The sequence below is a fragment of the Enterococcus moraviensis ATCC BAA-383 genome, from assembly GCF_000407445.1.
GTDB lineage: Bacteria > Bacillota > Bacilli > Lactobacillales > Enterococcaceae > Enterococcus_L > Enterococcus_L moraviensis.
This window is the reverse complement of sequence record NZ_ASWB01000005.1, coordinates 221,324-234,939: the sequence shown is the minus strand read 5'-3', so window position 1 is coordinate 234,939 and position 13,616 is coordinate 221,324. Positions and strand designations below refer to the sequence as shown.

General features: G+C 36.5%; 13 protein-coding genes. 5 read left to right on the top strand and 8 right to left on the bottom strand.

Features of this window, described 5'->3' with window-relative positions; genetic code table 11:
• A complete protein-coding gene (locus I586_RS16580) occupies nt 1–753 on the top strand; it encodes a MurR/RpiR family transcriptional regulator (protein ID WP_034702858.1) in 753 nt (250 codons plus the stop codon).
• A 25-nt stretch (nt 754–778) separates the two neighbouring features.
• Here the strand turns inward: I586_RS16580 and I586_RS16575 are convergent, their stop codons facing one another.
• The 5 genes from I586_RS16575 to I586_RS16555 all read right to left on the bottom strand — a co-directional run bounded on the left by I586_RS16575 (nt 779) and on the right by I586_RS16555 (nt 5,262).
• Nucleotides 779–2,107 carry a 6-phospho-beta-glucosidase gene (locus I586_RS16575; RefSeq protein ID WP_010764008.1) on the bottom strand — a complete coding sequence of 443 codons (1,329 nt, stop codon included), beginning with the start codon at nt 2,105–2,107 and terminating at the stop codon, nt 779–781.
• Nucleotides 2,108–2,326: 219 nt separating this feature from the next.
• Nucleotides 2,327–2,848, bottom strand: coding sequence for a GNAT family N-acetyltransferase (locus tag I586_RS16570; protein ID WP_010764007.1), 522 nt, complete (start codon nt 2,846–2,848; stop codon nt 2,327–2,329).
• Nucleotides 2,845–3,318, bottom strand: coding sequence for a tRNA (adenosine(37)-N6)-threonylcarbamoyltransferase complex ATPase subunit type 1 TsaE (gene tsaE / locus I586_RS16565; RefSeq protein WP_010764006.1), 474 nt, complete (start codon nt 3,316–3,318; stop codon nt 2,845–2,847). The genes I586_RS16570 and tsaE overlap by 4 nt, the downstream gene beginning before the upstream one ends.
• A 126-nt stretch (nt 3,319–3,444) precedes the next feature.
• Nucleotides 3,445–4,425 (bottom strand): phosphate acetyltransferase, encoded by a 981-nt coding sequence (gene pta / locus I586_RS16560; RefSeq protein ID WP_010764005.1) that lies wholly within the window; start codon nt 4,423–4,425, stop codon nt 3,445–3,447.
• A gap of 153 nt (nt 4,426–4,578) precedes the next feature.
• On the bottom strand, nt 4,579–5,262 hold the full coding sequence (locus tag I586_RS16555; protein WP_010764004.1) for a uracil-DNA glycosylase: 684 nt from the start codon (nt 5,260–5,262) through the stop codon (nt 4,579–4,581).
• Nucleotides 5,263–5,458: 196 nt separating this feature from the next.
• On the opposite strand from I586_RS16555, the gene I586_RS16550 reads away from it, so the two are divergent.
• Together I586_RS16550 and I586_RS16545 are read left to right on the top strand one after the other, a co-directional pair.
• Nucleotides 5,459–6,328 (top strand): Cof-type HAD-IIB family hydrolase, encoded by an 870-nt coding sequence (locus I586_RS16550; RefSeq protein WP_010764003.1) that lies wholly within the window; start codon nt 5,459–5,461, stop codon nt 6,326–6,328.
• Nucleotides 6,329–6,370: 42 nt separating this feature from the next.
• The gene (locus I586_RS16545; RefSeq protein ID WP_010764002.1) at nt 6,371–6,886 is read left to right on the top strand and encodes an LURP-one-related/scramblase family protein; all 516 of its coding nucleotides are present in this window, start codon (nt 6,371–6,373) and stop codon (nt 6,884–6,886) included.
• A 21-nt stretch (nt 6,887–6,907) separates the two neighbouring features.
• Here I586_RS16545 and I586_RS16540 read toward each other — a convergent pair whose 3' ends face one another.
• The 3 genes from I586_RS16540 to I586_RS16530 all read right to left on the bottom strand — a co-directional run bounded on the left by I586_RS16540 (nt 6,908) and on the right by I586_RS16530 (nt 9,931).
• Complete coding sequence (locus tag I586_RS16540) at nt 6,908–7,477, bottom strand: GNAT family N-acetyltransferase (RefSeq protein WP_010764001.1); 570 nt, start codon at nt 7,475–7,477, stop codon at nt 6,908–6,910.
• 195 nt (nt 7,478–7,672) lie between these two features.
• Nucleotides 7,673–8,857 carry a 3D domain-containing protein gene (locus tag I586_RS16535; RefSeq protein WP_010764000.1) on the bottom strand — a complete coding sequence of 395 codons (1,185 nt, stop codon included), beginning with the start codon at nt 8,855–8,857 and terminating at the stop codon, nt 7,673–7,675.
• A 228-nt stretch (nt 8,858–9,085) separates the two neighbouring features.
• Nucleotides 9,086–9,931, bottom strand: a complete 846-nt coding sequence (locus I586_RS16530; protein ID WP_010763999.1) for a putative ABC transporter permease — start codon at nt 9,929–9,931, stop codon at nt 9,086–9,088.
• Nucleotides 9,932–10,115: 184 nt separating this feature from the next.
• On the opposite strand from I586_RS16530, the gene I586_RS16525 reads away from it, so the two are divergent.
• Together I586_RS16525 and I586_RS16520 are read left to right on the top strand one after the other, a co-directional pair.
• The gene (locus I586_RS16525) at nt 10,116–11,843 is read left to right on the top strand and encodes an ABC transporter ATP-binding protein (protein ID WP_010763998.1); all 1,728 of its coding nucleotides are present in this window, start codon (nt 10,116–10,118) and stop codon (nt 11,841–11,843) included.
• Nucleotides 11,840–13,603, top strand: coding sequence for an ABC transporter ATP-binding protein (locus I586_RS16520; protein WP_010763997.1), 1,764 nt, complete (start codon nt 11,840–11,842; stop codon nt 13,601–13,603). Before I586_RS16525 ends, I586_RS16520 begins: the two co-directional genes overlap by 4 nt.
• The last annotated feature ends 13 nt before the right edge of the window (nt 13,604–13,616 follow it).

The window sequence follows — 13,616 nt, the reverse complement described above, 5'->3', positions numbered from 1 at the left end:
TTGTTATTTTTAGATCACAGTCCAGATTTAAGTCCTATCGACTTAGAAATCTATAAATATGTTGCTTCTCATATCGATGAAGTGGTTTATATGCGAATTCGCGAATTAGCTAAAGAAACACATAGCAGCACAGCCAGTATTTTACGTTTTTGTCGAAAGTTTGGGTGTGAAGGCTTTTCTGAATTTAAAATAAAACTGAATTTGTATCGAAAATCGTTGGCCGAACCTACTACAACTCATGCTGTAGATGAGACCTCTTTCACTAATTTCATTCAACGTTCTACAGAGGCTTTTTATCAAGAACGAATGAAAGCTGCTGCAAAAATGTTAGCTAAAAGAGATCTTGTCGTTTTTATCGGAACCGGTTCGTCAAAAATCATTGCCGAATATGGCGCCTTATATTTTTCGTCTATTTTCAGTATGGCCTTTCATATAGAAGATCCTATCAACCATCCAGTAAACTTTTTTAATAAAAGTATGGCAAAAAATGTTTGTGTGATTGCTCTTTCTGTTAGTGGGGAAAATGAGGCGATTATCGATTATTTGAATCATTTTATTACGAATGACTGTTCCATTATTTCGATTACTAATAGTGAAAAGTCAACAATAGCCACCCTTTCAGACATAAACATCCCTTATTATATTTCAACTGAAAGAATTGGAGATAGTGATATCACATCACAGGTTCCTGCGCTTTATACCGTAGAGTACTTGGCAAAAGAAGTGCAAAAACAAAAGCAAGACCACTCATAAAAAACGAGTGATCTTGCTTTTTTAATTAGTTTTCTTCTTTAAAGAATGCTGGTAAATAATGTTTATGCGCTTCTAATAATTCATCCATCACTTCTTTGGCAACATCACCACTTGTGATCAATGGGTTCATTGTAAATGCTTGTAGCAAGGTGCCATAGTCTCCTGTGACAGCTGCCTCAATGGTTAATTCTTCCATTGATTTCATCACCTGTAGCAATCCACGTTCTTGCGGTTTGAAACTGCCAAAGTTATACGGAACTGGACCTTTTCCAGTAATTGTACACGTTACTTCTACTGCACTTTCAGCTGGTAGATCTGTAATCGTCCCGTTGTTTCTAGTGCTGACGGTCATTGTCGTACGTTTGTCATTGTGGATCGAGTTGATGATTTCACACGCTGCATCGCTATAACGTGCACCGCCACGTTCTGCTAATTGTTTTGGTTTATAGTCTAAATTAGGATCTTTGTATAATTCAAACAATTCATGCTCGATTTCTTTCACTTTTTCAGCACGTGTACCGTTGTTTTTGAAATCTTCTAATTCTTCCGCTAACATTTTATCTGTATAGTAGTAATAATTGTGATATGGACAAGGAACCATGTGTAGATTTTCTACTTGTTCCCAAATCAAATTATTGTCTTTGATGTTGGCTACGATTGATTTCGCATCATCTTGACCATACATCACTTTAATAAGCTCATCCGTACGATCTTTGCCATTTTTATCTGTAATCGTATGCCAGTGTAAATGATTGATCCCAGCAAATTGGAAGAATAAATCACGGTTGTTTTCACCTAATAATTCTGCTTCTTCAAAGACTGCATTAACTGGAATGTTACACAAACCAACAACTTTATCCCAATTACCGTAACGTAAAACGGCTTCTGTTACCATACCAGCTGGATTTGTAAAGTTGATCAACCAAGCATTTGGGCAAAGTTCTTTCATATCTTCTACGATATCCAAAATCACAGGAACTGTTCTCAACGCTTTGAAGATACCACCAGCACCATTTGTTTCTTGTCCGATCAAGCCGTGACTTAGTGGGATACGTTCGTCTAAAATACGAGCATCTAAAAGTCCTACACGTAATTGTGTTGTCACAAAATCAGCATCTTTCAATGCTTCACGACGATCCAAAGTTAAATGAACTTCACAGTCCACACCTGCTGCTTTGACCATCCGTTTTGCCATAGCACCAACGATTTCTAGTTTTTCTTTTCCTGCTTCAATATCAACCAACCATAACTCGCGTACAGGCAATTCATCATAACGTTTAATAAATCCTTCAACTAATTCTGGTGTGTAACTTGATCCTCCACCGATCGTAACGATTTTAATTCCTTTTGACATCTCGTTCAGCTCCTTAGCGTTTTATCTGACCTTAGTATAGCGCTTACGAAGAAAACAAGATATAGAAAAAGAGCAAGTGGTTACATAAGGAAGGAAGAAGTAACTTGTAACATCAAAGTAACGTAGCGTTACAAAAAAAGACTGAGACATAACTTTTCAGGTTATGTTTCAGTCTTTGTAATAGTCAAATAAATGTTTTTTCTCACTCACTTATTTACCTCAATCGATCATCATGCTCATCAAATGAACATCTAAAAATTCCCCTTCATCTGTTTTTGCACCACGAGCCATGATTGTTTCTGTTTTAAAGCCCATCTTTTCATAAACATGGACTGCACGCTGATTCCGATGTTGTACAGTTAGCTCTAAACGGCGGATTACGTCACTTTCTTTAGCCCATTCGATAAGCTCTTCCATCATCAAGCTACCTAATCCAAAGCCCCAATATTCTTTTAAAATACTGATCCCGATCTCTCCAATATGCTCCATACGTTTTTTAGAGGATGCTTTGACAGAAGCCGTACCAATGACTTTCCCATCTGCTAAAGCCACCATCAATACATTATTTGGAGATTCATACAGATTTGCTAGGTTCTCACTCATCTCATCTGGCGTCATTTCCATACCTTTTTCATCCATCACCAGATAAGGTGTCTCACTGCCAATTAGCGTTAATGCTTGTAAAATTTCTTCAGCATCTGTTGGGATCGCTTCCCGAATCGTAAATTCAACCTCTGTCATACTTGCTCCTCCATTTTTTCTTGAACGCGTTTTAAGAATTGTTTTGCTTTTAACCCAACTGGTTGAATCGACACTACTCGTTTTTCTATATCTTCAGCATCTTTAATAATCGTCGTATCTAAATAATCTGTGGGTAAAAACACGCCTAACATTTTTCCCCACTCGACCACTGATAGACCATCACCTTCAAAATAGTCATCTAAACCGAGATCATCTGCACCTTTTTCAACACGGTAAACATCCATATGATATAAAGGCAAGCGTCCTTGTTGGTACTCGCGTATAATCGTATACGTAGGGCTTTTAATCATTTGCTTGATCCCTAATCCTAATGCAATTCCTTTTGTCATTGTCGTTTTTCCAGCACCTAAATCGCCTGAAAGTATAATAACATCACCAGATGTAGCTACTGAACCAATATTTCTAGCCAGTATCTCCATTTCTTCTGGATTATTGATTGTTATCTCCATTTTTTCACCTACTTATTTATTCTTTCCGTGTTCCTATGTAGTGTAGTATACCGAATTATTGAAAAAAAAACTAGAGAACTCAAACAAAACGAAACACGTTTCATTTCAATTCTCTAGTCTATTTCATTAGTTCATTAATGTTTGGGCAGCAGTAATGATCGATAATTTGTAAATATCTTCTTCATTTGCGCCACGAGATAAGTCAGATACAGGTTTGTTCAATCCTTGTAAGATTGGACCAATTGCTTCAAAGTTACCTAAACGTTGAGCAATCTTGTAGCCAATGTTTCCTGATTGTAATTCTGGGAAAACAAAGACTGTCGCTTGTCCTGCAACAGATGAATTCGGTGCTTTTAATTGAGCAACAGATGCTACATATGACGCATCAAATTGTAATTCACCATCGATTTCAAGTTCAGGCGCTAAGCTTTTTGCAATTTTTGTTGCTTCTACTACTTTATCCACTTCAGGTGCTTTAGCAGAACCTTTTGTTGAGAAGCTCATCATTGCTACTTTTGGCTCGATATCAAATAATTCAGCCGTTTTTGCACTGTCAACAGCAATCTCAGCTAGTTCTTGTGCTGTTGGATTTACATTGATTGCACAATCTGCAAAGATATATTTTTCTTGGTCACGGCCACGAACCATGATCATTGCACCACTTGTACGGCTAACACCTGGTTTTGTTTTGATGATTTGTAGGGCTGGACGAACAGTGTCGCCAGTTGAGTGGATTGCACCACTGACCATACCATCAGCAAGTCCCATGTAAGTTAGCATTGTTCCAAAGTAGTTGACATCTTTCAAAATCTTGCGTGCGTCTTCTTCTGTGACTTTTCCATTACGACGTTCAACAAATGCTGCAACCATTTCTTCCCATCCATCATAATTATCTGGATCGATGATCGTAAAGTTCGAAGTTTTGATTCCGCGTGCATGTGCTGCTTCCACAATGGCTTCTTGTTTACCGATCAAGATAGGTTCCATTAATTCTTCTGCTTTCAAACGAGCTGCAGCTCCTAAAATACGAGGATCTGTTGCTTCTGGGAAAACAATTTTGATGTTACGGCGAATGACTTTAAATTTTAAGCTATCGAATAATTCCACGATATACCCTCCAACTGATTATTTATACAAACTTATCATACACCATTCTTCAAGAAAATAACAGTTATTTATAGCTGTATTAGTGTAAAAATTGTTGATTCTGATATTGTTTTCACAGACTCACGCTTCTGCACTATAACAGATCGTTCTGTTTTAGGACACTGTATCAGGCAATTTCCAATCAATTGGCGACTCTCCAAGTTGCTCCAGTGCTTGATTTGTTTTTGAGAAAGGCTTTGAGCCGAAGAAGCCTCGATGAGCAGCTAACGGACTTGGATGGGGTGATTTGATAATAATGTGTTTATCTGTATCAATCATTTTTATTTTTTCTTGGGCTGGTTTCCCCCATAAAATAAAAACGATTGGTTTATCGCGTTCATTTAATTTTTTTATTATCGCATCTGTCAGCTGTTCCCAGCCTTGTCCTCGATGAGAGTATGCTTGTCCGTTGCGAACAGTTAAAACCGTGTTTAACAAAAGAACTCCTTGCTTTGCCCAACTTTCTAAAAAGCCATGGGAAACTGGCGGATAACCAAGGTCAGCTTGTAGTTCCTTATAAATGTTCATTAATGACGGCGGTGTTTTAACGCCTGGTTGTACTGAAAAACTTAACCCGTGTGCTTGATTTGGACCATGATAAGGATCTTGTCCTAGTATCACTACTTTTACCTCATCATATGGTGTCAATTCTAGTGCAGAGTATATGTGATACATGTCTGGGTAAATCGTTTGTTGGCTATACTCTTGTTTTAAAAAATCACGTAAATTTAAATAATATTCCTTAGTGAACTCTTCTTCTAAAACTTTTTGCCAGCTATTATGTATGATTGCCTTCATTTTTTCTCCTCCTAAAATATGATCCGTATGCTATTTTTCGATTCGTATTAATTAAAACGTCTATTCTGACACTTTTCTTTTACACAACTAGCATATCTGATTTTTTAGAAAGTGACAAGAATATTTTTTCTGCACTGAAATGGAAAAAACATGGTAAACTATAGATAAGTTAAATAAACGAGGTGTAGAAAATTTTATGATTAAATTGATTGCTTCAGACATGGATGGAACACTACTAGATTCAAAAATGGGTATTTCTAAGGATAATGCTTCTGCTATTAAAGAAGCTGAACGTCTTGGAATTGAGTTTATGGTCGCTACAGGTCGCGCGTATACAGAAGCGAAACCTGCATTAGACGAAGCTGGAATCGAATGCGCAATGATTACACTAAATGGTGCTAAAGTTTTTGATAAGGCTGGAAATTCGCTTTTCACCGCAGGAATCGATAAAAAAACAACTGGCGATATCTTAGATATTTTAGACGCTCATGATGTTTATTTTGAAGTTTCCACCAATAAAGGCATTTATTCTGAACGCCAAGAAAAAAGAATTGAAAACTTTGCGTCTCATATCGCAACAACCATGCCCCATTTGACTTATAAAGTAGCGATTGCAATGGCCGCAGCGCATCTATCTTTACTTGACATCACTTATATTGAGGATATGCGTGAATTGATTAAAGAAGATGATATTGAAGTCTTAAAAATCATCGGTTTTAGTATGGAAGGCCCAAAAGTATTGGCACCTGCAAGTACTGAGATCAGACAGTTAGCAGACTTGGCAGTTACTTCATCTGCCCAAAATAATATTGAAGTGAATCATAAAAATGCCCAAAAGGGAATCGCAGTAGCACATGTTGCGAAAGATCGTGGGATTTCTGAAAAAGAAGTCATGACGATTGGTGATAACTTTAATGACGTCAGCATGTTGCAGTGGGCTGGTGTCAGTTTTGCAATGGGCAATGCCGAATTAGAAGTAAAAGATCATGCAAAATATATCACATCTACTAATTTAGAAAATGGCGTAGGTGAAGCAATTTTACGCGCAATTAGAGAAGATTTATAGTGACCTAACTTGCAAAACAATACGGAAAAGAGGTGAGATATTGTGTCCGAGTTTTTTATTCAAGAGCAGCAATTAAGTAATGTTACAAGAACCCTCGTCAAAGACGAAGACGGCAAGTCTCTTTTCTTACTTGTTGGGCGTTGGGGGACACGCGGGGATGCACTTTCTTTATATACAATGAGCGGTGAATTAGTTGCAAGCATCAGACAAACGTCTTTTGCTTTTGGTTCACGATTCGAACTGTATAAAGGCTTTGAAAAAGTCGGAGTTTTACGTAAAATCTTAAATTTGAATGCTGATTTTTATTATATTCAACATATGCATTGGACTGTTCTTGGTGATATTAAAAATCATCGTTATTCTATTTATCAGGTCAATCACAAAGTAATGGCCATGAGTAAAGCTACTCTGTTTTCAGGTGACTATTTCAGCTTAGATGTCACAAATGACGAAGATGCCCCTTTATGTATTTGTGTTGCTGCTGTATTGGACTATTGGTTGTATAATAAAAAAAAGAAACAAGATCATAAACCAATCATTGGTTGGGGAACTTGTTAAAAAATAAAAAATCAGCGAGTGTTATTCGCTGATTTTTTTCTGCATATGGTCATATAAATGACCACTGATCATCATTTCTGTTACATCTTTAAATCCTTTACGACTATACAATTTTTTCGCATTAGGATTGCCTTTATCCACACTCAATCCAATAATATCTTTTCCATCTCTTTTCGCCATTTTAGGCAAAGCATCTAATAATTTAGAGCCAATTCCCAATCCACGATAGTTTTCATCTACTGAAATCGAATCTAAGTACCATTCATCAGGTAGTGTTTCAGGATCAACGAATATTCTGATTTCTTCATCCAAATTATATTTATTTAATACTTTTTTTAAAGGCTCATCAATGATGGGTTCATCTTCATTAGGATATCCAAATGCTATTCCAGCAACTTGTCCAGCCTCTTCATACACTAAGCCTCGTTTATAACCATAACGGTAAGTTGGATCCGCTACAGCCTCTGCAAGAACAGCTAAAATGGTTTCTTCTGGAATAATTTCTAATAACGGTAATTCCATATCTTTTAAAATAACTAAAATTAACGGAGCAATAGCCTCTCCGTCTTCTTTTGTTGCAAAACGAATCATTGTTATTCCTCACTTTCTTTATTGCAGTGTACCATTTATTTTTTGTGAATGCATTACATTCACTTATTTTTTAATTTGTTTTAATAAATGTCAACAAATCTAACGAAAGCCACCCATTCATATTTTGATTTCACTAACTATGTTTGTAACACTTTACTGACAAAAAAAAGACACTCCAGCGAGTGTCTTCATTTTTTATTGTATTGTCACTTTAACATTGTTTCTACGTCCCCAAGTTAAACATTGTTCAACAGTTGGGAAGTGTACGTCAATAATGTTCCCATTGATTGCGCCACCAGTGTCTCCAGCGACAGCAAATCCGTATCCTTCTACCTCAACGAAAGAACCTAGAGGAATCACACTTGGATCGACTGCAATTACATTACTTTGCGAACGTAAATCAATTCCAGTTGCAGTGATAAATCCAGAACCCGCTTCTTTCCATGAGTAGGCTGTTGATTGCATGTACAATACTTGTCCATTTGAACCAGAATTGTTATTGTCTTCTCCACCCGTACTTGGTACTTCTACTGGTGGTGTTGGTGGTGTAACAACAGGTTCTTCTTCGCTGCTTGAGCTTGAACTGCTACTGTTGCTACTTGACTCACTACTTGATGAAGATGAGCTGCTACTTGAGCTTGATTGAGAAGCAGCATTTGCTTTTCTTTGTGCTTCGTCTAATGCCGCTTGCTTTTGACGCGCTTCATCTGCTTTCTTTTCATCTGTGATTCGTTTTTCTTCTGTTTGTTTTTGACTAGCAATTAGTTGTAACGCTGCTTGATTATCAGATAATTGCTGTTTTAATGTTACAACTTGTTCGTCCATTGCTGATGCTTCGTCCTGTAATTTCGTTTCGTTGGTTTTTAATTCTTCTTGTTTACTTTTTACAGTTTCTTGAAGCTCAGACAGTTTTTCTTTATCTTGAGATAGACTATCGATTTTTTCTTTTTCAGCATTTTGTAAGATTGTCATCGCATATGCTTTATTAAAGAAATCTGATACACTTTCAGCATCTAATAATACTTGCCATGTACGCTGTTCCCCACTTAGCTGGATATCTTTCATACGATCTCCAACGACTTCTTTACGGCGTGCAATGCTTTTCTCTGTTACTGTAATCTCAGCCTCAGAGTTTTTGATTGTTTCTTCAGCTTTTGAAATGTCTGTTTTAAGTTTTTCAATTTCAGCGTATTTTTCATTAACATCATTCAAAGCTGTATTGATATCTTCGCTAAGTGATTCTCCTGTTTGTGTCGCTTGTGCTTCTTTATCTTTCAGCTCGTCTAATGACTCTGCTGCAGCACCGACTGGAAGAGCAACATTTACTAGCATGATAGCAGCTAAAAATGGTATCAATTTTTTTACTTTCACTGAATCCAACACCTTTCCTAACTAAATCCAACTCTACCTATTATACTAATCTATGAAGCTTATTTTATTTCAATAGCGTTACAATTTATTACAATTCAGCGAAAACCACTCGTTTTCTGTAACATTCAACCCTTTTATCTTTGTCTTTCTACCTCTGCCATACTGATAAAATCATTGATATATCAGCTTTTGCAACAATTATGAGACACAAAAAGAAACTGTTATATAAAATAGAGATTATTTGGTATTTTTTTTGTATTTCTTGATGATTTGTTGAACTTCAGAAGAATTTTTACCGATTTTAAGTTTAAAATTGGGATAATTACGTACCCATCGCTTTTGATTGTAATTCATATGTGTTACTAATTTTTTGATTGCAGGCGCTTCTTTAAGCTCTTCGAGCCAAGAATTTCGCTCAGCTGTTTTTGCTTGTTTTCGTTCATTGATTTCTTCAGATACTGTTTCTTTTAATTCGGTCAAATTCGCTGATAATTCTGCACGCTTTTCAGTTAAGGTAGCAGTCAGTTCTTGTTTTCTTTCCTCCACTGCCGTGCTGATCTGTGCCGTTACTTTCTTGAATGATTGCATGTTAATCAATGTATAAACTAAATCACTAATGATAAGTACTAGTAACAAGATAGGTAAAATTACACCAAATCTTTCTGATAAAAATCTCTCAAATAGCATTACTTTTGGATGGATCACTCGCACGATCAGTACACAACCAATCCCCCAAAAAAGCGAAACAGGTAATGCAACACGACCATTTAGGTTAAAAGGCACATCTTTATAGTCCCACCATGAAGCGTGGAATAATTTTTCCAAACCATAGCTCGTGATATACTCTAAAATAGTGACCAAGATTGTCGATAAGATGTACAGGATCATGATATTTTGTCTAAGTGGCTCTAAAAAGTACAGAACACCTAAAATCCCAAAACCATAAATTGGACAATACGGGCCTATTAAAAAGCCTCGATACACAAATTTTCTAGCTTTTAACGAGCAATACACTGTCTCCCATAACCAACCAATAAACGAGTAGATAAAAAATAATAAAACGATTTTAATAAATTCATTCATATATTTTCTCCTTCGAAATAGCATTTACTCATTATTGTATCAAATAATTACGGTTTTGTGCGAGCAACTTTATTATCACGAAAAATTGATATAGAATAGAAGAGAAAACTTTTTTGCACTTATTTTTAGAAATCAAGCTATTGGTTATTCATTAGCCACCGCTCTTATTTTAAGGAGGAAAATTATGTTCAATTTACTCACCTATGCAAAAAAATACCGCAAGCAAATTATTCTTGGTCCTTTTTTTAAGTTTTTAGAGGCTTGTTTTGAATTGGTTTTACCGCTATTTATGGCTCGCCTAGTTGATCAGGGTATTCGAAACAATGATCGGGCTTATGTCATTCAAATGGCTGGGTGGATGCTTTTGATGTCTGTCATTGGACTGGTCTGCGTGATGATCTGTCAATACTACGCATCGATTGCTTCTCAAGGTTTTGGAACGGAGTTAAGAAATCAGCTGATGAAAAAAATCAACCAACTTTCTCACGCAGAATTAAATAGTTTTGGAACAGATACGTTGATTACGCGCATGACAAATGATATCAATCAGTTGCAGTTAGCTTTGGCGATGTTGATTCGTCTTGTGATCCGAGCGCCCTTTTTGAGTATTGGTTCTGTTATTATGGCGTTTTATATCAATGTGCAAATGGGCTTGATTTTTCTTTTGATGCTTCCAATTTTTTGCTTGATTCTTTATTTCATTATAAAAACTACCGTACCATTATATAAAAAAGTTCAAGAAAAGTTGGACTTACTAAATAGACAAATCAGTCAAAATTTAAGTGGTGTTAGAGTTATTCGTGCTTTCGCTAGAAAACAAATGGAAGAAAAACATGTTAATAAAGTAACCGATGACCTTTCTTCTATTTATATTCGTGTTTCGAATATTTCGGCTTTATTGACCCCAGCCACCACTTTAGTGATGAACCTTGGCATCTTAGCCCTACTTTATCTAGGTGGGATCAAAGTAGAAATAGGCGGCTTACAACAAGGAGAGGTTTTGGCTCTGATCAATTATATGAACCAGATGTTACTAGCTTTGATTGTTGTTTCAAATTTAGTTATTATTTTTACTCGCGCTTCTGCTTCAGCCTCTCGAGTGAGTGAAGTTTTAGCCGTTGTTCCAAGTATTACGCCATCAGAAAATTCGGGAAATTTAGCTGACGGACAAACGAAAGGGATTTTGTTTGATCATGTCTCTTTCCGTTATCAAGCAGATGCTGGCTTGGCTTTAACGGATATTTCCTTAAACATACCTGCAAATTCTGTTTTAGGGATCACTGGACCTACTGGTGGTGGAAAAAGTACTTTGACACAATTGATTCCTCGTTTTTACGATACAAGTGAAGGGAATTTGTTTGTGGATGGCACCAATGTTCGCGACTGGCCTATAGAGAAACTACGCAAAAAAATCGCAATCACACCTCAAACAGCAGTTTTATTTACCGGAACAATTCGAGAAAATCTGCAGTGGGGAAAAGAGAACGCAACAGATGAGGAATGTTGGCAAGCTCTTGAAACAGCTCAATGTAAGGAGTTTGTTGAAAATCTAAGTGATGGTTTAGATACAAAAGTATACGAAAGTGGGAAAAATTTTTCTGGTGGTCAAAAGCAACGCTTGACTATTGCTCGTGCACTGATTCATAAACCTGACGTTTTAATTTTAGATGACTCATTAAGTGCCTTAGACTATCAAACAGATTTAAATCTGCGTAAAGCCTTGCGACATGATTTAAAAGAAACAACATTAATTTTGATTTCTCAACGAATTAGTTCCATTCAACAGGCCAATCAAATTTTAGTCTTGGCAAGTGGCAAGCAGGTTGGTTTAGGAACCCACGAAGAATTATTACGCGATTCCAAAGATTACCAAGAAATCGTCGCATCACAAGAGGAGGAAAATGAATCATGAAATTAAAAAAAACAGAAACAAACTCATTCAACCTTTTCATGCCTTATTTACTCCAATTCCCAAAAGAAATGATTGCGGCTGTTATTTTAGGTATTTTTAGTGGACTAACAACTGTTTTAATGACTTATTATATGGGAAAATCTGTTGATACGATGATTGGCAAAGGAAATGTCGATTTTATAATTCTTTTACGATTGCTTAGTACTTTAGCGGGGATTTTGGTTATTACAGTAATCAGTCAGTGGCTGATCCAACGCTTAGGCAATCGTGTTTCTTATCTTGCTGTTGCAGATCTTAGGAAAGATGCGTTTGCTCATTTAAATCGTTTACCTTTAAATTATTATGATCAAACGTCACATGGGAATATTGTTAGCCGTTTTACAAATGATATGGACAATATTTCTGTTGCTTGTTCCGCTGTGTTTAATCAGCTCTTTTCTGGATTATCTGTCGTGATCATTGCCTTTTTCTTCATGCTAAAACTAAGTCCACTTTTAACAGCAGTAGTGTTAGTGGCAACACCTATCATTTTTCTAGTGAACTGGATCGTTGCAAAGTCATCTCAAAAAAACTTTTCTACGCAACAAAAAATCGTAGGTGAGATTTCTGGATATGTTTCTGAAATGGTCGGGAATCAAAAGATCGTGAAAGCATTTCAACAAGAAAATGTTTCCCAACAACGGTTTGAAGCCTTAAATCAAGAGCTCTATGTGCGTGGACAAAAAGCACAATTCTCGTCTTCTTTGACTAATCCACTCTCTCGTTTTATTGATCATTTAGCCTATCTTTCAATCGGTCTTGTCGGTGGTTTATTATTACTAAGTGGAAATCAAACAATCACGATTGGTGTAATCTCTAGTTTTACCATCTATTCTAGTCAGTTTTCTAAACCCTTTATTGAATTATCTGGCATCACGACTCAAATTCAGACAGCATTAGCTGGGCTTGATCGTACATTTGAAATTATCAGTCAACCTGAAGAAAAACCAGATGGTAAACACGCCTTTGTTTTAAACGACGTCACAGGGGAAGTAGTGTTTGAACATGTAGATTTCGCCTATGTCCCATCAAAACCATTGATTCAAGATTTTAATTTGACTGCCATGCCCGGGGAAACAATCGCAATTGTTGGAAAAACTGGGGCAGGCAAGTCAACTTTAGTCAATTTATTGATGCGCTTTTATGACGTAGATAACGGACAAATTTTAATTGATGGTCATACCCTTACCCAAGTTACTCGGGATAGCTTGAGAAAAAGTTTTGGGATGGTTTTACAAGATACTTGGCTATTTGATAGCACAATTCGTGATAATTTGACTTATGGAAATCCTACGGCAACCGATGAACAAATTGAAGCCGCCATGAAAAAAGCGTATATTTTTGATTTTGTTACCCGTTTACCTAAAGGCTTGGATACCTTGATTGGCGCAAGCGGGATAAAAATTTCAGAAGGACAGCGTCAACTAATGACGATTGCTAGAACAATGATCAGTGACCCGCCTATGTTGATTTTAGATGAAGCCACTAGTTCTGTTGATACATTGACTGAGAAAAATATTCAAGATGCGTTCTTACAAATGATGGATGGACGAACAAGCTTCGTGATTGCCCATCGTCTTTCTACAATCAAAAATGCAGATAAAATTCTAGTTATGGAGCAAGGCTCTGTTGTAGAAATTGGCAGTCATGATGAATTGATCAATAAAAAAGATGGTTATTATCACGCGCTATATGAGGCACAATTCAAAAATCAAGTGTAATTGACTATGCGGA